The 21,278-nt window shown below is 54.4% G+C and carries 9 protein-coding genes and 1 riboswitch; of the genes, 2 read left to right on the top strand and 7 right to left on the bottom strand.

The genetic code is table 11. The annotated features are described in order from the left end of the window. Positions 1-88 precede the first annotated feature (88 nt). The 4 genes from AC2D8O_RS05620 to dctA form a co-directional block, all read right to left on the bottom strand. A complete protein-coding gene (locus tag AC2D8O_RS05620; RefSeq protein WP_484677815.1) occupies positions 89-3,250 on the bottom strand; it encodes an ATP-binding protein in 3,162 nt (1,053 codons plus the stop codon). A gap of 53 nt (positions 3,251-3,303) precedes the next feature. Continuing rightward, a complete protein-coding gene (locus tag AC2D8O_RS05625; protein WP_484677816.1) occupies positions 3,304-6,129 on the bottom strand; it encodes a TonB-dependent receptor domain-containing protein in 2,826 nt (941 codons plus the stop codon). A gap of 230 nt (positions 6,130-6,359) precedes the next feature. Further along, positions 6,360-11,657: an IPT/TIG domain-containing protein gene (locus AC2D8O_RS05630; protein ID WP_484677817.1), complete on the bottom strand. Its 5,298-nt coding sequence runs from the start codon at positions 11,655-11,657 to the stop codon at positions 6,360-6,362. A gap of 248 nt (positions 11,658-11,905) precedes the next feature. Continuing rightward, the gene (gene dctA, locus AC2D8O_RS05635) at positions 11,906-13,198 is read right to left on the bottom strand and encodes a C4-dicarboxylate transporter DctA (protein WP_484677818.1); all 1,293 of its coding nucleotides are present in this window, start codon (positions 13,196-13,198) and stop codon (positions 11,906-11,908) included. A gap of 155 nt (positions 13,199-13,353) precedes the next feature. Then, positions 13,354-13,474: riboswitch (SAM riboswitch) on the top strand. A gap of 191 nt (positions 13,475-13,665) precedes the next feature. On the opposite strand from dctA, the gene AC2D8O_RS05640 reads away from it, so the two are divergent. Both AC2D8O_RS05640 and AC2D8O_RS05645 read left to right on the top strand, forming a co-directional pair. Further along, positions 13,666-14,844: a trans-sulfuration enzyme family protein gene (locus AC2D8O_RS05640; RefSeq protein WP_484677819.1), complete on the top strand. Its 1,179-nt coding sequence runs from the start codon at positions 13,666-13,668 to the stop codon at positions 14,842-14,844. Positions 14,845-14,849: 5 nt separating this feature from the next. Beyond that, a complete protein-coding gene (locus AC2D8O_RS05645) occupies positions 14,850-16,103 on the top strand; it encodes a homoserine dehydrogenase (RefSeq protein WP_484677820.1) in 1,254 nt (417 codons plus the stop codon). 51 nt (positions 16,104-16,154) lie between these two features. Here AC2D8O_RS05645 and AC2D8O_RS05650 read toward each other — a convergent pair whose 3' ends face one another. From AC2D8O_RS05650 to AC2D8O_RS05660, 3 genes are read right to left on the bottom strand one after another with little or no spacing between them, the layout of a single operon-like run. Beyond that, complete coding sequence (locus AC2D8O_RS05650) at positions 16,155-17,582, bottom strand: TolC family protein (RefSeq protein ID WP_484677821.1); 1,428 nt, start codon at positions 17,580-17,582, stop codon at positions 16,155-16,157. Next, positions 17,579-19,006, bottom strand: a complete 1,428-nt coding sequence (locus tag AC2D8O_RS05655; RefSeq protein ID WP_484677822.1) for an HlyD family secretion protein — start codon at positions 19,004-19,006, stop codon at positions 17,579-17,581. The genes AC2D8O_RS05650 and AC2D8O_RS05655 overlap by 4 nt, the downstream gene beginning before the upstream one ends. A 2-nt stretch (positions 19,007-19,008) precedes the next feature. Continuing rightward, positions 19,009-21,249 (bottom strand): ABC transporter transmembrane domain-containing protein, encoded by a 2,241-nt coding sequence (locus AC2D8O_RS05660; RefSeq protein ID WP_484677823.1) that lies wholly within the window; start codon positions 21,247-21,249, stop codon positions 19,009-19,011. Positions 21,250-21,278 lie beyond the last annotated feature (29 nt).

A 21,278-nucleotide genomic window follows, 5' to 3' on the forward strand; every position in this document is an offset into this window, starting at 1 on the left:
TAATACAGCGAATGAGGTAGTACACAACCGCGTAAACTTAGGTGGGTACTCATCTCGCCGCTAGTGCTATTTGGCTATAAAAGCTGACTCAGGAAAGGATTTTAGGTATCGTGAGTACGAACGTAGTACCTACACCAGGGGTACTATCTACCCGAAGCATACCCTTGAGGTTGCCAGTAGCCTGGTTGAACGCAATGTGTAGGCCCAGCCCGCTGCCGCCCCCACCACGGTTTGTAGTGAAGAAGGGGTCGAATACCTTTGCCAGGTTCTCCTGCGGAATGCCCTTTCCATTATCCGCAAAACGGATTTCTACTTTTCCTTCGGGAAGTTCAGCAAAGGTGATGTCAATGCGGCCCGTATCCTCAGGGCCAAACGCATGCACCAGCGCATTTACCACCATGTTGATGGAAATCTGTGACAGGGCGCTGGGCTGGGTAAACATCATAATGCCGCTGGGGCCGTGCAGGAAGACTTCGATAGCCGTCTTTTTGATGCGGGGACTGATGCTCATGAGCGTTTCAGACAGGTATTCCCGCAGATCAAACTCACGGAGGTCCTGTATCCCCTGATCTACCGCTACCTTTTTAAAGCTCTGGATGAGTTCGGCGGCGCGGTCAAGGTTCTTTAGAATGATCTGGCTGCTTTCCGAGGCAGTTTCAACGTATTTGTCGAAGTCAGAGCGTTTCATTTGCCCTGAGGTGATCAATTGCTTCAGCTCCTTGGTCTTCATGTCAAGGTGCGAGGCTGCCGTCACGCCAATGCCTACGGGTGTGTTGATTTCGTGTGCCATGCCTGCCACCAGCTGGCCCAGTGCAGCCATTTTCTCACTTTGCAGCAACTGCTCCTGTGTGTCTTTCAGTTCGTTGAGAGCGGTATCCAGGGCTTCATTCTTCTGGTGCAGAGCTTCAACCTGTTCCTCTATCTGTTTTTTCTGTTGAATAACTTCGCTGGTGCGCTCATGCACAATGAGTTCCAGCTTGTGCTTCTCCACTTCCACGCGGCGTGCATAGAGTTTGGCAAACAGGAAGGCGACCATCAGGGCTACGCCTGCATACAGAATGTAGGCAAAGGTAGACTGGTACCAGGGCGCAGGCAGGCTGAAGCTGAGCGCACTGACAGCCGACAGGCGACCAAAGGCGTCGCGGGCCTGTACCTCCAGGGTGTAACTGCCTGCCGGGAGCGAGGAAAACGAAGCAGCTGCAACATTTCCCCAAGCTGACCAGTCGCTGCCATCAAGCCGAGTGCGGTATTGCGTACCTTCTGCATTGAAGAAACTGGGGGCCCCAAATAGCACTTCCAGGTTTCGGAGGCCATCGGGCATGCGCACGTTATCTACTTCGCCAGTGAGCAGATACAAGCCATCCTGCGTGCCCGACTGCCAACCGCCGTACATGAGGGAATCCTGATTGGGCACTGCTACAGCACGGAAAAGCGCAGGTGCCGGAGGTTGCAGTGTAATCGCTTCGGCGCCAAAAGCGAATACCTGACTGAAGGTGGCAAGGTAAACACGGCCATTTGCGAGCGAGGCAGCATTGACGGGCTGGCTGATCAGTGAAGTCAGCCGAACGGTATCTGCTGCGAAGCGGCTGCCCGTGCGGGTGAAGAGTTTTATGCCTTGTTCGGTGCCGATACAGAGACGATTTCCCTGCATGGCCAGCAGAAAGCTGTTATTACCAGCATTGCGCGTCAGCTCGGGGTCCAACGAGGCCTTGTCGTCTTCAATATGATAATACCCTTGTTTGGTGCGGGCAACGATATGGCCCTGTGCACCCAGAATCTGGACCGTGCCTTTTTCGGGCAGGCCCTGAATACGTACTGGGGTGTCGCGCAACAGGAATGCGCCATGGCTTTTGGTGCCATATACGACTTCTCCTGAGGGATCTTCGGCCAGGGCAATCACTTCAGAGGGGGTTTCGGCCCCAGCGGGTTCGCTTTTCCAGGTAGTGCCTTGGCGCTCAAGTTTCAGTATGCCTTTGGAATGGCCGACCCATACGATAGCAGGGTTTACGGCCGACTGCATCAGACGGTAGCAAAGCGGCTGGTCAGATACACGTTTGGCAGCGGTGCCGCTGATCTGATACACCCCTTCGTTGGAGGCCACCAACACCGACCCATCGGCTAGTGGCAGGGCATCCCAGGTTTCCGTACTGATGCCAGAAACCGGCGAGAGCGTTTCATTGCCAGCCAGGACGCCCTGAATGGTAGTAGCGTAGGTTTTACCGTTGGCATGTACTACCTGTGTGATTCTGCTGCTGGCCCCACCGGGTATCATCAGCCGAACAGGAACCTGAACGAGCGCCTGTGAAAGACCACGGGCATGCCCAATCCAGAGACTGCCTTCCTTGTCGACAAACAGCGAATACAGATTGTTGTCGGGCAGACCTGTAGTTTTATTGAGCTGGCCCAATACACTGCCGTCCATTCCAGCCAATATTACACCGCCATTGAGAGTGCCGATTGCCAGGGTTCGGTCGCTGGCAAAAGCGATTTCATAGCTCTGCGATTGCTTCAAGCGAGTGGTCAGTTCCGGGGCTATCTGCTGTGCTTGGCCATTGCGTAACGACCAGACCTCCTCTTTGTCTGAAATGAGCACGAATCCGCTGGCAGGGTTGGCCGCCATGCACACCACTGCTGTTTGGGCAAAGGTGCCTCCGCCGGCAATCACCTGGCTGCCAGCGGCGGTAAGCTCACAAAGTCCTTTTCCACCGATAACGGCATAGGCCTTGCCTTCCATTGATACGCCCGCCATCGCCATACCTCCCAGTTTCAACGGGCTCAGCTTGGGTAGCAGGGGGTCGGTGCCGTCCATCCAGTAGCCGCCATTGTCGGTGAGGAAAAACGCTCCACCTTTCACTGGAAGAATGCGCAGAACCTCTGTAAAAACCTCCTGACCCTTAGGCAGATATTGGCTGATGGATTGATACTTCAGGCTGCCATTGGGCTGCAGTTGCAGCAGCCCCAGGTCGCCTTCACCGCCTACCAGCAGTTGGCCTTCGGGTGTCCGGGCAATAGCCCTTACGGCCATTGGGGTTTCAATGAGTCTCCACCTTACGCCGTCGAAGGTAAGCACACCGTCATTGTTAGCCAGAAACAGCAATCCGCTGGGGTCTTGTACCATCGCCCATATCAGAGGATTAGCTCGATAGTCGGTGCCTTCGTAGTTGCGCAGGAAGTAATTGCCGCCAGCAGATTGGGCCATTACTGCCTGCTGCACCAGCAGGAGCAACAAAATGAGTAAACGGTGTTTCATCGAGGCTGAAGAAAGTAGGCAGAGGAAGGAAAAGACGAAGGAACAGTTGACGCTTAGCGTTTGAAAATCAGTGGATCAAACGTGAGCTGGAGGTAATAGACAGCCCCCACATTCGGGCCGAACGTTACTTCCACATGGCGGTGGTTAAGAATGTTGCTGCCGCCAAGTTTCAGTTGGAAGCCCGATCGTTGGAAGTCGTAGCTGACAGACGCATCAACCAGATTGTAAGCAGGTACAAAGCCAGTGAAGTTGGGGACGACATATTCAAAAGAATCAACCCAGCGATAAGTGAGTCCCACACTGGCTTTCTTCCAGAAGTGACGACCCGTAATGCCCAGGTTGGCTTTGTAGCGTGGCGTGTTGTAGGCATCCACCAGCCCGATATTGGAAGGGCGCCCCAGCTGCTCGAAGCGAATGAACGACATGTTGCCATTTGCCATCCACACATCTGAGATGTCCAACTGCAAACCCAGAGAGTAGCCAAAGCTTACGTAGTTGTCGGGAATGTTGGCCCATACCTGGTAGTTCTCTACACGGGTGATGTCCAGTACGTCGGTTGGCGAAAGCTGTAGGGGTGTCTGTCCTGGAGTATAGCGCGGCCCCACCAGTGGAATCAAGCCAATAAAGTCCTGGTAATCATTGTAAAAGAGGGCGATATCCAGATATGTATTACCAGGCCGCATGGTGGTGCGGAAGCCCAGCTCCCAAGAGGTAATGGTCTCTGAACGTAAAGGTTGGAACACGAAGGTCTGAAGCAGACTGGGGTTCTGATCGCCCTCCTGAAAGGTGTTTGTAAACGCTTTTACTGAAGTGAGCGTGAAGTTGTTGTTCTGCAGACCATAGCGGTTGTAGGTCTCGGGTAGCGTATTGGTTTGGCGATAGATGCCCAGGTTAAGATCCTGAAACTGCTGAACCAGGTTGGGTAGGCGCTTGGTGCGCTGGAAAGACGCCCGAATGAAACCCTTACGGGCATCGTCGGCAGCGAAGGTAAGTGCAATGCGGGGGCTGAAAACAGGGCCGATGTAGCGGGCGCCATCCATGCGGCCCGAAACCTGAATATTGAAGCGGTCATCTGCCAGTTTCTTGCTCAGGTTTACATACGCGCCGTAGTCATAGGCGTACAGGCTTTGTCCAGGCTGGTCTATGTAGAACGAGCCATTCGAGTTTACCAGAAATGAGCGCATACTGCCGCCCACCTGCGCTGTCATCCATTTGATGGACTTGGACAGGTCGTACTGGCCTTCCAGCTGCATCTGGCCCGTGTAGTCTTCTACCTTGCCGCCAGAGCCAGAGTTTGAGTTGGTGCTCCGTGCGGTGGCCAGCGCCTGTGAGAACTCAGCCGAACCTGGCAGGAGCCGGTTGCCACCGACGAAATAGGTAGCCAGAGGGTTGCCCGCTGATTGCAGCGCATTGAAGATGTAGCTGTTGTCGCTTTCGGCGAAAGCGCGCGCAGCTGCATCGCTGCCAGTTGGAATAGGTGGGAGGCCATTCTGCTGACGAATGGCATTGATGTCGCCATTCAGCGATGAATAGAATACGGAGAGATACTGGATGAACCAGTTGATATCGCTTTTGTATGCGCGGTTGATGGCATTGCCCGTAGCCACAAGGTCTACCATGCGCGAGTTTCGCTGAAAGCTGCCATAGCCACGAAGGAAGAATCGCGGGCCGGTGAGCTCCAGCCGGTGCTGGTGAAAGAGGTAGTCGTTCAGCTGGTTGCGTTGAATCAGCGGGGTCATGGCATTGATGAATGCCACGTTAGTCGACATGATGAGTTCGTTGTTCCCAAATCGATGGTGGAGCGATGCGCCAAACTTGTAATTCGAAAACTGGTTGTCGGTGATGGCCTGTTCGGTGTAACCGCTGCGGGCTACACGCAGCACCACGTTGGGGTCTTCAATAGGGCGCTTCCCTGGAAAGTTCAGGAAGTTGAGGAACGAAAAAGTGTAGGACAGCGCATCGCCATAGAGGTTCGTGCCATCATATCCAGGGTTGCCGGGTCCTGGGCGATATTGAAGGTCGTTGGTGGTGCCAGAGTAGTTGGCGCCGTCGGTAGTGTTGGTGCCAATCCAGTCGTCGGCACGGAAACCACTGAGGACAATCTTGTACGCCCATTTGTCGCTGACTTTGCGAGCATAACGGACGGCGGCCTCAAAGAGTGGTGCGGCAGCCTGATCGGCCCGGCCAACATGCGACACGCCGGTGCGAACAGAATAACTGAGCCCGGTATAATCAAATGGGGAGCGGGTGCGAAGATTCAGAAGACCGTTGATGGCATTGGACCCGTACAGTACGGAGGCAGAGCCCACCAGAATTTCGGCATTTTCAATGTCAAGATCTGGGGGGCCCAGAAGGTTGCCCACGCTCGCATTGTTACCCGGGATGGTAGACTCAATGCCATCAAACCGCTGAGAGAAGCGGTTGTTGATTACCGCGAGAAACCCCCGGGCGTTATACACTTTGTATCCAATGCCAACGCTCACGCCTTCCAGCTCCTTACTGATGTTGAGAGCCTCATAGAAGTTGAGTGAGGATGAACTCTGTAACTGGGACAGCGAGAGTTTGGAGATGGAAACTGAGGTCTCTTTGACCTGTTGTGGCATACGGGACGCCGAAATCACAATTTCCTCAGCCGACAGATTGCCCTCGGTAAGGGCAATGCGTACGGTATCCAGGCCGGGCTTTACGGTGAGAATGCGGTTGTTATAGCCAATGTAGCTGACAATGACCGACTGGAAGCCGGTTGTGGGCAGGCGTAGAATGAAAGTCCCGTTGTAATCAGCAAGGGCTCCCCCACTGTTGAAGTTGTCTTTCAGCCGGAGGGTGGCTCCGGGTAGAGGCTCTCCGGTAGCAGCGTCAACAATCTTCCCGATAACCATATAGTTAGGGAAGATTTCTCCCATAGATGCCCGGCCAGTATCCACCGTATCGGAGGTGCGGGTGTTCGCAGCAGGATCGGTGGGGATTCTGCGTCGTCGGGCGTCAGGAATCACCTGTGCTATTGCTGATGCCGAGCAACAGAACAGTAACAGTAGTAGCGATAGACGTTGCACAGAGGAAGAAGAGAGGAGAGTAGTAGTAGTAAGGGCTGGGCGGTGGAAAGGCGCTATCAATACTTCAGGAAACCCCAGCCGTGCTGTTGGCGTCCAATGGTCAGATAAAGAACATAATAGCCGGGGGGCACTGCGGTCAGGTCTATCGGAATCTCGAGGTCGCCATTGAAGGGCGGTAGAGATTGAGTGTACACCACCGCGCCATTTACCGACATCACCTCAATCAGGATGCTGTTGGAGCTGGGGACCGGCTTTCCCTTGAGCACAATGAGACCTGTCGTGGGGTTTGGCGAGATAGAGAAGAGATCTTCGATCTCAAGCTGACTGCGGGGTGTTTCGCCGATCACCCGGAAACGATCGGCGCTGTTGGTGAATGCCGAGATACCTGCATCAATTTGTATCGGGTTAAAACCAACGGAAGCATTCTGCGGTACTTGAAAGCTGATACTGGTCGGAGATATATAACGCAGGTTGGTCACGGGTACCAAACCCAGATACACTTTGATGGAATCATTGAAGTTCTGCCCATTGACGGTAATAGTCGTTCCTTTTTCACCCTCGGCTGGGGAGAAGCTGGAGATAATGGGCTGAGGTATGAGTGTGAAAGGTGTCGGGTAAGTAACATCACCACCTCGGCTCAATACCTTAATTATCCCACCGGTAGTATATCGGTTCGATATGGTAATGAACATAGAGGTGCCAAAACCCGTGATGGAAGGTGTATCAACCACCGTACCGATCATTACGGTACGTACTGAATCGAAATTGGTACCACGAATGGTGAGCGTTGTGCCGATACCGCCAGAGAGTGGCGTCACTGAAGAAATTACCGGAGGACGTACGAAGACAAAGTCTGGAATGGTATCCGTACCGCCAGGAGTCGTGACGATGATATCGCCAGAAGCACCGTTTGCAAGTGTTGCAGTGATTTGCGTAGGACTGTCTACTGTGTAGCTGGCTGGCAGGCTGCCCCCAATTGTGAAACCTGAGACCGAGTAGAAGTCTGCGCCTGCGAAGGTCAGTGTCTCACCAGTTGCGCCGACAAGGCTGCTGGCAGTTAGAAGTGAAGGCTTCCGGAAACCAAATGTTACGTCTTCGCTGCTGGGAGCGATACCACCTGACGTGGCAACTATGACCTTGCCAGAGGATTGGTGGTTGGTGCCGACTCGTATCTGTATGCTGGTGGCAGAGGAAGACACAATCTCAGCTTGGGCACCATTCAGACTAACACTGATGATTTCGTTGAAATTGGTGCCATTGATGGTGATAGTAGAGCCCGGCCAAACATTAGTGGTGGAAAGAGACGAAATAACTGGCGGCGGCAGGTATTCGAAACTTCCGAAGGAGAAAGTCCCCCCCGAGGTGGTAACCTGTATTGGCCCAGTACTGCCAGCACCAACAACTGCTGCAATGGTAAAGCTGTCGACAACTGTGAAGGAGGCGGCGTTAGAGGCTCCAATCCGTACGGTAGTAACACGACCTGCTTCAAATACTCGTCCATTAATACGAACTACCGTACCAGTCGGACCACGGGCTGGGCTGAAACTGTTGATTTCTGGGGAAGGATAAAGCCAGGTGAATGGCCTGGTGACCGTCCCCCCTGGAGTTGTAACACGTATGAAGAGAGAATCGGGGTTTGTAGTAGCCGGAACGGTAAATCGTATGATTCTCGAGTTTACAACCGTAAACTGTGAAGGGGTCAGGGCGATACCGCCAACTCTCACGCGAACATTTCCCAGAAAGCGTGTTCCGTTAACAGTAATCTCAGTGCCAGGGCGGCCAGAAGTAGCGGATATAGATCCGATTGCTGGGGCTTTGTAAAAATAGTTGTAGTTGGGGATGGTGTCACTTCCGTTCAGCAGGTTGATGATGAGTGGGCCATCCTGTCCGATAGTGGCGCGAATCAGAAGCGTTCCAGTTGGTGCCGCAACAGTTGAAGCAGTAAAGGCGAGCACAGTCGCATTAACCCCTCCAATTGTCGCAGAAACGTTGGCTGGTGTTCCAAAGAACTTAAGGCCTCTGATTGTAATGGGATCATCCTCGCCAGCAGAATCGGGCGTTACGGAAGTGATTTCCGGCACGTCATAATACGTGAGTGTTGCTACCGTAAGACTCGAAGAATCTTTTATCCCATTGAAGCGGAAGTAGAGACGTGCTCTGCCGGTAGCACCATTCCCAACGATCACACGTAACGAATCGTTAGAGATACGTTGAATCGGCAATTGGCAGACAACACCCCCAAACTTTACGGAATCAACAATACCAAGATTTACTCCCCGGATGAGTACAGGGCTCCCCAAGCCGATGGTGACAGTAGATACTGAATTGATAGAAGGTCTGGTGGAGTTGAAGGTAAATGTATTGAAGCAGGTAGTAGCGCTCAGCCGATTGGTTACACAGACCTGATTGCCTGAAGCTGAGTCAGGCTTTGCAATGATCAGGGTGTCATTGACAATCCGGAAAGAGAATGCCGACTTGGAGCCAAACTGTACACTGGTGACAGAGCCAAGGTTGGTGCCACGAATCTGTACGGGCTGTAGTGCAACAGCAGTAGCTGGGGTTACTGATAGAATGGTTGGCGGCAGGTTCAGGAATGTGAAACCGTTAAAGACGGCCTGTCCACCCGTAGTATTGACTGTAACAGCCCCTGCAGCCCCGGCGCCCAGCACTACAGTAAGCTGAGTGGAACTGTTGAAAGTGACCCGACGTGCAGGTGTGCCTCCAAAGCTTACTCGTGAGTTCGCTGTGAAGTTCGTGCCAGTGATGACAACGGTTGCTGCTTCCCCAGCCGAAGTGGGCGAAATTGCAGATATGGTGGGTGCCGGTACGTAGGTAAAAGTGTTTCGGCAGGTAGTGCCACCCAGTGTGGTCACGCAAATAGCGCCAGTAGGCGTACTGATTCCGGCAGGAACGGTAACTACTATGGAATCGGAAGTAACGCGGATGAAATTGGTTACACTTACTCCGTTAATGGTAACGGAAGGAGCAGTTTCGTTCAGCTGACGACCCCTGATAACCACTACAGAATCAGTGCCCGCCGTTGCTGGCGAGAAAGAATTAATCTGGGGAGCCGGGTAGGTAAGTGTAAACGCGTTGGTCAGTGTATTGGAGCCACCAGGGGTGGTCACAGTGATGTCGCGCCCTGCGTTTGGGGGCACTGTGACCTGTAAAGAGTTACCAGTTGCCGACACAATAGTGGCAGTGACACCCCCGAATGTGATGGTTGTGTTACCAGGCCTGAAATTGGTGCCGTTAATTGTAATCGTCTGCAATGCAAATGCAGAGTTTGGTGTAGCACTGATTACCTGGGGAGCGGGAATAAAGCGGAAGGTTTTGGCAAGGTAGGTGTATTGCGTGCCAGCGGATGTAACAGAGATGTTGCCAGTTTCACCAGAGCCTACAGTTGCTGTAATTGTAGTGGCATTTTGACTGGTAATGGTGCCTGTAACCGTGCCAAAACGCACTACGGTGGTGTTCTGTAGGTTATTGCCAGTGATGGTTACCGACTGGTCCTGGCCCACTGAGTCGGGGCTGAACCCAGTAATCTCGGCAGGCGGAATAAATTGAAATCCTGCAAGCGAAAAGCTGCCATTGCAAAAGGTGTTCAACACCACGTTTGTCGATCCAAGTGGGACTCCGGAAGGGAGCGTCACTGCCACCGCATTGTTGTTGAGTACGTTGAAGCTGGCGTTGACGCCGCCCACGGTGATTGACTGTGTGTTGGTGAGCGAGATGCCGGATAACGTGATGGTCTGGTTGGCGCCGCCGGTTTTCGGACTGAAATCGGAGAAAGTAGGCAGCGCTCCAAAGCTCCAGACTGCACCTCTATTTCCATTGTCGCCGTAGCCAGCAGAGACAATCAGACTGCCATCCGTTGCAATGGCTGCAGCAAAGCCCTGGCGTGCAGACACTGAGCTGTTACTGCCAAATAGCTTGGTAGGGGCTGAGATAGAGCCTCCGGAACGCGTGTAGAGCCAAACAGAACCACGGCTCACATCGTCGGCGTCACCTCCGATAATCAGGGTGCTGCCGTCGGCGCTAAGGTCTACGCTGATACCAACGCTGGCTTTGGCACTTGTCGGCTCCAGTTTGGTTCCGGAGGCCGACCATACACCACTGGTGCGGGTGTAAACCCAGCCAGCGCCAGTGCCGGCATCATTGCCAGGTGCGCCTAAAATAAGGACGTTGCCACGGGCACTGAGCGATACAGAAGCACCAATGCGGGGAGAAACAAGCCCTCCGATGTAGTCGGTGGGTTTGATTTTGTTTTGGTAAACGAATGTGCCGGAATTGTTGGTGTAAATCCACACAGCTCCAATGGTGATTGCCCCCACGATTTCATCTTCGGGGCCACCTACTGCCAGTGTGCTGCCATCCGCTGCAAATGCAACAGCAGCGCCAAACAAAGGGCGACCCAATGCAGCACCAGCACCGGTAGCCGGTGGTGTGATTTGTACGGGCGCAGCCCATGTTCCACTGCTGAAACGGTAGATGTAAACAGATCCGGTATTAGTGTTTTCAGCCGGAGCTCCTACTGCCAAAGTATTGCCATCTGCCGTAAACGAGAGCGATGCGCCAAGTTGGACGGCCGGAGAGCCTGTGAGCGCCAGCCGCGTTTCATAGCTCCAGATGTTAAGGTCAATCTGGCGTCGAAAGATATAAACAGCACCCGAACCAGAATTTTCACCTGGGGCACTTACAGCAGCGGTTCGACCATCAGCTGAAATGGCAACCTTGGAGCCAAATCGACTGCCTGAGGTCAGCAGCCCCCCACTAACCAGAGAAGCCAATGCTACTGTGCTGTCTACTGTCCAGCCGCAGTTGCCTCGCTTGACTACCCATGCGGCGCCTGTCGCTGAATTTTCCGCTGGTGCGCCAATGATCATGTAACGGGCACTTGCCGACACATCTACAGCCCGGCCTGCTTCTCCGTTGGTGCCAAAAAAAGCAGAGCGGTCATAAACGAGGTCTCGCGGGAAATCGGAGGGGAGGATATCGAAGTTGGTAACCGACTGTACTGTTCCTCCAGAGGTAGAAAGGCTGATACGACCCGAGACAGTGTTGGATAGAATGTAAAGCCTGACCTGATTGGCGTCATTGTATACAACAGGAACGGCTACCGATCCGATGGTAGCCGCTGTAATATTCGATAGGTTGGTGCCTCGTATGGTAACTACCGAGCCAATGGCGCCGTAGTTAGGATTCACCGCCGTAATTGTGGGCGCCTGGGCGTGGCTTTGGGTGATCCCAACCAGCACAAGAAGCAATGTCAGGAGGCCTGCCAGCTTGAGGTGCGAGATTCCCTTAGGGAAGCCTGACTGATTGGGCTTAAGAACTAGACTGACCAGACGCATAATACAAATCCGATTTTTCCCGATGTGTAAAAGTATAGTCGATTGGACAATTAAGGTGACCAATGCGGGGGATTTACCTATCAATAGCGACGATTTTACCACATTAGGGTGACACACAAACACGTCAGTACAGAATGTGCCGTAGTGTAGAATAGACACAGCCCTTAAGTTCGGAATGGCATTTTTTTTAATCGTTCACCATTTGGTTCGAAATTTATACGTAAGCTTTTTAACAGATCCATTATTCGTTATTGGAGTGTTGGATTAGCCAACTCTTCTTGAAATTCAGAAACGACAAAATCGCCTTCGCTGCGGGCTATGACCAAAGTGGCTACGGTATTGCCGACGAGATTGGTAATAGCGCGGGCTTCAGACATGAAGCGATCGATTCCCAAAAGGAGAGCAACCCCCTCTACAGGGATGGTTCCATGTGCGGCAAGTGTGGTGGTAAGGACGATAAACCCGCTGCCCGTGATGCCCGCAGCCCCTTTGCTGGTAAGCATCAGCAGCCCCAACAGACTCATCAGCTGCCAAAAGGGGAGTTCGATACCATACACTTGTGCAAGGAAAATACAGGCCATGCTTAGGTAGATGGAGGTGCCGTCCAAATTGAAGGAATAGCCTGTAGGGATTACGAGGCCCACCACTTTTCGGCCACAGCCTGCTTTCTCCAGTTTCTCAATCAGCCGTGGCAGGGCCGATTCGCTCGACGACGTGCCCAGTACCAGCAGAATCTCTGCCCGAATAAGCCGCAGAATATCCCAGATACGGAAGCCATACCGCCAGGCTATGAGGCCCAGCACCACAAAAACAAACAGCGCCATCGTAAGGTACACGCAGATCATCAACTTCATAAGTGGCAGCAGTGACCCTACGCCAAACTTCCCGATCGTGTACGCCATCCCTCCAAAGGCGCCAATCGGGGCCACCTTCATGATGACCTCTAGGAGTTTAAAGAACGCCGCATTCCACTGCTCCAGCGTGCTGAGGAAAGGGGTTTTCAGGTGCGTTGGCAGGTGGGTAAGACCGACAGCGAACAGGATGGAGAACAACAGCACCTGTAGGATGTTGCCTTCCGCAAATGCCCCCAGTACATTCTCTGGCACCAATGCCAGAAGGGTTTCGCCCCAGCCAGAAGGATGGTCTTCCTGAATGCCCGGTATGGATCTGGCGGCAGTGGCCGCCAGATCGGCAGGTACGGTTACGCCAGCTCCAGGCTGTACCAGCAGGGCAACAGCAATACCAATGGCCAGTGCTGCGGTAGTCACCAGCTCGAAGTACAAAAGCGCCTTGCCGCCGATACGTCCTACCTGTTTCAAATCGCCAACTGCACCAATTCCCAGCACGATGGTGAGGAATATTACTGGGGCAATAACCATCTTGATGAGCCGAATGAAGAGCTTGCCCAGCACCTCCAGTTGTACGGCAACCTCAGGGGCCATGACGCCTACCAGTACGCCTAATGAGATGGCCGTGAGCACCTGGAAGGTGAGGTTGCGGTATAGGGGTTTGGAAGCGGAGGGCGCAGACGAAAGAGCCATGCCTCAACCTACGGCTTGAAGGTGTATCGACAGCAGTTTTATATGCGGACTGGCATTGATTCTATTTTTTATGCTTTGAAAATCACTTTATTATAAAATTGTTCTTGACAGTCTGGAAAATGTGCCGGTAGCTTTGTCCCGTCGTTCTTTTACACTGCTTATCCAGAAAGACTGAGGGAAAGGCCCTATGACGTCTTAGCAACCCCCGGGGGATTCTTAAGCGGAGAATCCAGCGGAACGGTGCTAATTCCTGCCCCACGAGGGGACAGATAAGCCAGAAGAGTTTACCTGCTGCACGATACGGCGTCGTGCTTCCGCTCGCAAATCTCTTCCGGCTGTCCCGGAACGAGATTTTTTCGTTTCAGGCCAGCCAGCTTTGGCCTGCCGTACACTTCCATTTCGGTTGTTTTTGAGGATAATCAGTGCAAAGGCGATGTGTTACATCACCCCTTTTTGCACCACACCCCATGCATCATACAACCGAATGGCTGCACGCTTTGCAGCCCGATCCACTGACTGGCGCCGTTACCACGCCAATCTACCAGACAAGCACGTTTGCTCAGGAAGCCCCTGGCGTTCACAAGGGCTATGACTACAGCCGCACCAACAATCCCACCCGGGCAGTGCTGGAAAACCTGTTGGCCAAACTGGAGCACGGGGCTGCCGGGTTTGCCTTTGCCAGTGGCCTGGCGGCCATTGATGCCGTACTGAAACTGCTGGAAGCTGGCGACGAGATACTGGCTGTTGACGATGTCTACGGTGGCGCCTTCCGCATTTTCACGCATGTGTACCAGAAGTTTGGGGTGACGGTGCGCTATGTTGACACTACACTGGTGGGCAATGTGAAGGCAGCACTGACGCCCCGCACCAAGCTGGTATGGCTGGAGTCGCCGACGAATCCGACGCTCAAGATTTCCGACATAGCAGCCATAGCCGAGGTGGCCCATGCCAACGGCTCGCTGTTGGTAGTAGACAACACGTTTGCCAGCCCAGCACTTCAACAACCCATCCTGCTGGGGGCAGACGTTGTGATACACAGTGCCACCAAATACCTTGGGGGGCATGCCGATCTGATTGCCGGAGCTGTAGTTACACGCAGCGAGGAACTCGGTGCCCGCATCAAGTTCATTCAGAACAGCAGCGGCACCATTCTGGGGCCATGGGACAGCTGGCTTGTAATCCGAGGTATTGAAACCCTGCCCCTGCGGGTGGCTCGGCAGAGCGATAACGCCCTGCGGATAGCCCAATGGCTGGAGCGCCGGCCCGAAGTAAGGCAGGTATTTTATCCTGGCCTGGAAAGTCACGTGAACCATGAGGTGGCCACACGTCAGCAGAAAGGTGGCTTTGGAGGCGTGGTGAGTTTTGTGCTGGTGGAAGACACTGAGGCAGCTGCAGTGGAGTTCTGTAAGAGCACCCGCCTGTTTACGCTGGCCGAGAGCTTGGGCGGCGTTAAAAGTCTGGCCTGCCATCCAGCCTCGATGACGCACAAGAGCATCCCGGTAGCACAGCGCCGCACCGCTGGCATCAGCGATGGACTCATCCGCCTGAGTGTAGGCATCGAATATGCAGAAGACCTCATACACGATCTGGAGCAGGCTTTTGAGCGCGTACCCGAGGCCAATTATTTCACTTCGCTCGCTGTCTGATCGCCATGGCAAACGTTGTGAAATTGGGCATCATTGGCTTTGGCTGTGTGGGCCAAGGACTGTACGAGGTGCTGAAACAAACCGAAGGGGTGCGTGCCGAGATTGTCCGCATCTGTGTGAAGAACCGCGAGAAAGAGCGCCCTCTGCCCGCACACTATTTCCAGTATGACCCCTGGGATCTGATCCTGGACCCAGAGGTGGATGTAGTGGTAGAGTTGACGAACGATCCCGTAAGTGCCTATGAGTGGGTACGTGGGGCGCTCAGAGCGGGTAAGGCTGTGGTTACAGCCAACAAGAAGATGGTGGCAGAGCATTTTGAAAAGCTTCATCGGTTGCAGGAAGAAACCGGTGCCCCTCTACTGTACGAGGGTGCGGTATGCGCGGCCATCCCCATCCTGCGAAACCTGGAAGAGTATTACGACAACGACCTGCTGTCGGCAGTCTCGGGCATCTTCAATGGCAGTACCAACTACATTCTGACACGGATGCTGACCGAAGGGCAATCGTATGCGGATGCTTTGCGTGAGGCGCAACAGTTGGGTTACGCTGAAACCGACCCGCTGCTGGACGTCGGGGGTTTTGACCCAAAGTTCAAGTTGGCAATTGTGTTGGCACATGCCTTCGGCCTGTTCGTAAGGCCGGCGGAGCTACCCAACATCGGCATTGACCGGCTCAGTAGTTTCGATGCTGCCTATGCCCGCGAAAAGGGCTGGAAACTGAAGCTCCTGGCTTTCTGCCGCCGAAACCGCGACCAGATTCTGGCAGGGGTGCTGCCCAGCTTTGTGGAGCCTGACAACCGGCTCTATGGGGTAGATGGCGTGTACAATGCCGTGGTGGTGGAAAGCGCCTTTGCCGAAACGCAATGCTTTACCGGGAAGGGTGCAGGGGCCTATCCTACAGGCAGCGCAGTGCTCAGCGACATCAGTGCCCTGACATACCGCTACAAGTATGAATACAAGAAGTGGCAGCAACGGCAGAAGCGGCACAGCCATCTGGAGATTTCCAATCATGCACTGGTGCATGTATACCTGCGATACCCTACACAGGCCCCGCCTGCTTTCAGCAGCTTCCGGCAGATAGAAGAAGCCTATGCCAACACCGAGGAAGCCTATGTGACGGGCTGGGCTGTATTGGACGAACTACTGGCAGCCACAGGGCCGCGTACCGATTGCAGTGTCGTCCTGCTGCCCGATGCCTTCGTACGCGCGCTCAGTAAAGTGCCTGACGTGTCAGAACACAGTGCGCTGGTACCTGCCTGAGCAGAACAGACTATATGGAGAACCGGCTGTCGCTCCGGCGGAAAGCAAACGTCAGGGGAGGACGTCCGTCAGCGGCAGTCCGGCGCTCCATAGTAACTGAAAGCGCGTCTGAGCGTATTTCGACTGAAACTCTACCAGCTTTACTCTTGCGTCGATTTCAGCACGCTCTCGGGTGTTAACAAGAAAGAGCGAGCTTTCGCCATTGCCAAACCGTTCCACTTCTCCAGCACGAAGACGGGCGGCGTTCTCGGTGAAGGATTGCTGAGAAGCTGTCAGCTGGCGCAATGCATTGGTCTGGTTGAAGAGCTGGGCTACTCCGTTCACGATTTCCCTTTCCAACGACAGCTGCTCCAATTGCACATCGCGTACTTTCAGCTTGGTAGCTTGCAGCTTGCCGCGTTCCTTACGCAGGAACAACGGCATGTAGAAAGAAATGCCGAGCGAATAGTTGTTCTGGATGTAGCGCTCACTGAACTCATTGGTGCCGTTGGGTACCAGTAGCGGCTTGAACTCCAGATTCAGCTGTGGCAGCAGATTCTGGCTTTGCAGGCGACGTTCTATTTCCAGTTGGCGCAGTTTGGTGCGCACCTTCACCAGCTCAGGATGTTCGGCAAAGGCTGCGGCCTCGAGACTGTCGAGGGCAGGTATCCGCACAAAAGCGGTGGCCAGCGAAAGCGTGTCCGGTAACAGCTGCGGGGGCACTTCCAAGGGGTTGCCATTTCCGTCCCAAAGGTGGTTGGAGAGCTGCAGGCGAGCGTTGTCGTAGGCTACCTGCGCTTCGGCCAGCGCAATCTCACGGCGCTGCACCTCCATACGGGCCTCTACGGTGTCGATAGCGGCGGCATCCCCGTTAACCACCCCTGCTGATATACCTTCCAGACGGAAGCGGGCAGCCTCAATCGCCTGCTCCTGCAAGCGCATTTTCAGCCAGTTCTCTACCCAACCATAGTAGTCTTTGATGGCGGTGAGCAACAGTTTGTTCAGCAGCTTGGTCTGTTCGGCGGCATTGAGCTGGCGCAGCAGGCGGGCCTGTTGCAGGGTTGCACGGCGTTCGTCCAGCAGCATGCCACGGCCGATGGAAACTGAGATGCCTGCCGACAACAGCCCGGCGTTGTCGGTATTGTCTTCCGGGTTGATTTTGGGTCCCAAGGCCCGGTCATATCCCAATTTGAAGTCAGCTGCCCACCAGATGGGAATCTTCAGCGAGGTGAAGAGATCACTGTAATTGAGCTGGTCTTTTAAGGTCTTCTCGCGGAAGGTAGTTGCCAGAACAGGGTCGAAGGCCCCACGCGCCATGCGAATTTCGGCCTTGGCCTGTTCGGGCAATAGGCGCGCCTGCTGTGCCAATGGGTGATATTCTATTACCATGGCATAGTAGGCTCCCAATGGGAATAGCGTACTGTCTTTCAGCTGGGCATGGGCGTTGGCCGGAACCAATACTGCCATCAGCAACAGGAGACGGATCAGGAGCTGGCTCATTCTTCCTCCTTAGCAGCTTTGGCCTTGCCTTTGTCTCCGGCCTTTTCGGTGGGCGGTGCTGACAGGGAAGGGGGGAAGCCATTGAGCTGGCGCCAGATCTCAAACCAGACGGGCACTTCATCCAGCATAGCCCAGCCGCGCACGCCGCTGCCTACGCGCAGGCGGTTGGCTGGTGGCCAGGGGTCATCACTTTCATCGGGCACCACCAGAATGCGATAGCGACCATCAACGCTGTTGACGAAATCTACTACCTGCACTTCGCCACCAAACGTGCCTACCGAGATGGAAGGCCAGCCAGAGAACTGGATAACCGGCCAGCCGTCGAACTCAAGGCGAACTTTTCGCCCCGGAGTGATAAGCGGTACATCAGTTGCCGTCACATACAGTTCCACGGCGCGTTGGGGTGCCAGTGGCGTGACGGTGACAACAGGCTCCTGGGCCGCAACCTGTTCGCCAATCCCTTCTTTCAGGGCACGCACTACAATGCCATCTATTGGTGCCCGCAGAATGTAAAAGCCACTGCGGATTTCAATGTTGGCTACCTCATTCTGCATTTTGGCTACCTCGGCTTCAGTCTCCGATGCGTCGGCCAAGGTTGCGCTCAGGTCACTTTGGGCTTTTGCGATTTTCTCCTGGTACTCAGCCTGCACGCCATTGATTTCTATGCGGGCATTGATGAGTTCGTTTCTGGAAAGCAGAAGTTTGTTTTCAGCAGATTGGAGTTTGGCGGTGGCTTCCTGTAGTTTGCCTCGGCGCTGTTCCAGATCGGTCAGCGACTTCAGCCCTTTGTCATACAGGGCTTTCTGGCCCTGAAACTGGCGCTCGGCTATTTCCATGGCCACACGGGCGTTGGCCAACTCGGCGCTGTCAATGGCTACTTTGTTCTGGGCCTGCAATACCTTGTTGCGGGTTTGTGACAGCTTCAGGCGCAGACTTTCCTGCAGCGTGGCAATCTGCCGTTGCAGCGCTTCGGCCTTTTGACGTTTGGCCTTGTAAGCTTCAGTCTTGCTGTCGGTTTGTTCCTGGATGCGTTGCAGGGTTTTAGGATCAAAGTATTTGTCTTTGACTTCGGCAATGCGCACCAGCGGTTGCCCGGCTTTCACGGTATCGCCCTCCTGCACATACCACTGCATAATTTGGCCAGGAATTACGCTGGGTACTTCCTGCGGGCGATCCTGTGGCCGCAGAGCTGTGAGGCGACCTGTGCCAGTAACGTTCTGCTGCCAGGGGAGGAAGAGAATGAGGAGGGTCAGGATCCCGAGTCCAATCATTACCCTGGCGACGTTGCGCCCGCTCTTGGGACTCTTGAGCAGTTCCAGCGAGTAGTAACGCTCTTTGAGACTGCGTTCGGGGAGCGGCTGAGGCGAGAGGCTGAGCGTAGGCCGAACCTCCTCGTGGACGTGGGGTTGGGGTTGGGTGGCCATGCTTACTGACGGGTGGAGGTGAGCGGATGATTCAGCAATGCCTGTACCTCGGCTTTTTCAAGTAACTGCGCAGGCGCACCCTGAAGTACAATATTGCCTTTCACAATGACGACAAGATGGTCCAGTTGGCGTAACAGGTCTGGATCGCGGCTGTATGCCAGGAATGACCATGGGCCTGCTACCATCTGTTGGTACAGTTGATTTCGGATAGGACGGCTGAGGTTACCGAAGGTGTCTTGCACAATCATCATCCGAGGCTGCTCGGCCAGTGCACGGGCAAGTAGTATGCGTGCGCGCGTGGCAGGGTCAATGCCGCGGCCAGTAGCCATCATTTCGGTTTGAATTCCATTGGACTGCTGCTCCAGCCAAGGCTGAAGGCCCGCCACCCGAGCTGCTTGCAGCACCTGCAGGGTTGAGAGGTTGTGGCGGCCAATGGCGATGTTTTCCTCGACGGTGCCTTCGAAAATGTCGTCTGAGCGGAGCAGATGGCCAATGCTGGCCTGGAGATTCGCCAGATTGAGGTCGCGTAGATGGAAGTTGTTGTACGACACAACTCCCTTGCAACGCTCTTCCATTCCCAGAATGGCCTGTATGAGGCGGTCGGCGGAACGGGTGTCATCGGTAATAATGCCCAGCCGTTTCCCAGGTTCAAGGGTGAAGGTCACCTGATTCAACAGCGTGGGGTCGTCGGCTACCGTAAGATCCTTGACTGACAACTGGAAGGCCCCGGTTTCCTCGCCAGCATCAAGATTGCCGCCGCGTGGCATTACGACCGGCAGGTCTGTCACCTGGCCTACCTTCTCAACAGCCGTTAGGAGGTCGTAGATGGTGTCCAGTGCCAGGAAGATTTTTTCGATTGAAGCCAGAATGGTAACAATGACGATTTCAGAAGCAACAAACTGGCCAAGGGTAATCTGGCGATTTACCACCAGTACGCTACCCAGAATGAGCAAGCCACCCGTCACAGCGGTTTTGAATGCAAACATGGCGCCATACTGTGCCACGAGAACTGCAAACTTCTTTTTGCGCTTCTGCAGGTAGCCGCCAACGAGATAGTCCATCTTGTCAACGGGCAGGCGGCTGTCGGGTGCCAGATGAAAAGTGGCATGGTTGCGGGCCAGCTCCTCTGTCCAGTGGGCGACGCGGTACTTGTACTTGCTCTCTTCCAGACTTGCCTTGAGTCCTTTTTTGCCGGTCAGGTAGAAGATGAGGATGAGAATGGCTACCAGCACCACCGAGAAAAAGATGAAGTAGGGGTGGTAGAAGGTGAGCAGCAGCAGGCCGAAGAGAATCTGCAATACGGCGGTGATGAGCTCCAGCAGCAATTTCTTGAAGCCCTTCTGAATGTTCAGGACGTCGAAAAAGCGGTTGAGCAGTTCTGGAGGATAGTAAGGTCGGAGAGCTTCGAGCTTCAGGCGGGGGATACGTACGGCCAATTCAAAGCCAGCCCTGGCAAAAACTCGCTGTTGCAGGGTTTCAACAATATGTGCCTGCAATATCATCAGGACACCTGACAACGCGGTGCCCAGGATAACGAAGCCAATGAGGAGAATAACCGGGTTGAGGATGAGGCCACCAGATACCAGCCCCATGATTGCCTGAATGCCCAGTGGCAGTGTGAGAGAGAGTATGCCAATGGCGATGGCATACACATAGATGTAGAAAATGTCCTTGCGTTCCGACGAAAGGAGGTGCCAGAGTCGCTGCCAGGGCGTGAACTGGACTTCGGGATCTGGGGGCGTAACGAGAGAATGGATCGCCAGCGCAGTGAGAAAGTAGCGTTTGCTGCCCGGCGCTGGTTTTTCGGGGAGTGTCCCGTCGGCCTCACTGTATGCATCCAGCGCGGCATAGGAGAGCAGGCTTTCGTAAAGCTCGTTCACAGGAAGGGCCAGGCTTTCCTCGGTTTCGAGGTCCAGGGCCTGGGCTTCTTTGCGGTGTACGGACAACACCACCAGAGGCTGGATTCGGTTTTCTGACGGATGCCGGCGGAAGACCAGCATCGGCAGCAGCGATTCGTCTACCAGTCGGCTGAGTTCCTGTTCTGTAACCTCATTTTCAAAGAACGTCAGCTGCATGCTGCGGCAGGCCTCGTTCAGTTGCAGCAGAAAAGCAGCCGGCGGGAGCTTCGGGTTGGCGGCTGCGAGGAGTGCTTCCTGTTCCTTGCGCAGCCGTATGGCATCGAAGTCCAGCTTGCTGGCCCTGGCAAAGGCGTCAATTGCGCGTGCGATCCAGATAGGTTTCATGCGAGTGAATGATGGGGCCTGCTGCAAGA

It is taken from the genome of Pontibacter sp. T17 (assembly GCF_057219875.1).

Coding starts and splice junctions, on each gene's coding strand:
- AC2D8O_RS05620 (WP_484677815.1), bottom strand. CDS start 3,250: ATGAAACACCGTTTACTCATTTTGTTGCTCCTGCTGGTGCAGCAGGCA.
- AC2D8O_RS05625 (WP_484677816.1), bottom strand. CDS start 6,129: ATGGTTATCGGGAAGATTGTTGACGCTGCTACCGGAGAGCCTCTACCC.
- AC2D8O_RS05630 (WP_484677817.1), bottom strand. CDS start 11,657: ATGCGTCTGGTCAGTCTAGTTCTTAAGCCCAATCAGTCAGGCTTCCCT.
- dctA (WP_484677818.1), bottom strand. CDS start 13,198: ATGGCTCTTTCGTCTGCGCCCTCCGCTTCCAAACCCCTATACCGCAAC.
- AC2D8O_RS05640 (WP_484677819.1), top strand. CDS start 13,666: ATGCATCATACAACCGAATGGCTGCACGCTTTGCAGCCCGATCCACTG.
- AC2D8O_RS05645 (WP_484677820.1), top strand. CDS start 14,850: ATGGCAAACGTTGTGAAATTGGGCATCATTGGCTTTGGCTGTGTGGGC.
- AC2D8O_RS05650 (WP_484677821.1), bottom strand. CDS start 17,582: ATGAGCCAGCTCCTGATCCGTCTCCTGTTGCTGATGGCAGTATTGGTT.
- AC2D8O_RS05655 (WP_484677822.1), bottom strand. CDS start 19,006: ATGGCCACCCAACCCCAACCCCACGTCCACGAGGAGGTTCGGCCTACG.
- AC2D8O_RS05660 (WP_484677823.1), bottom strand. CDS start 21,249: ATGAAACCTATCTGGATCGCACGCGCAATTGACGCCTTTGCCAGGGCC.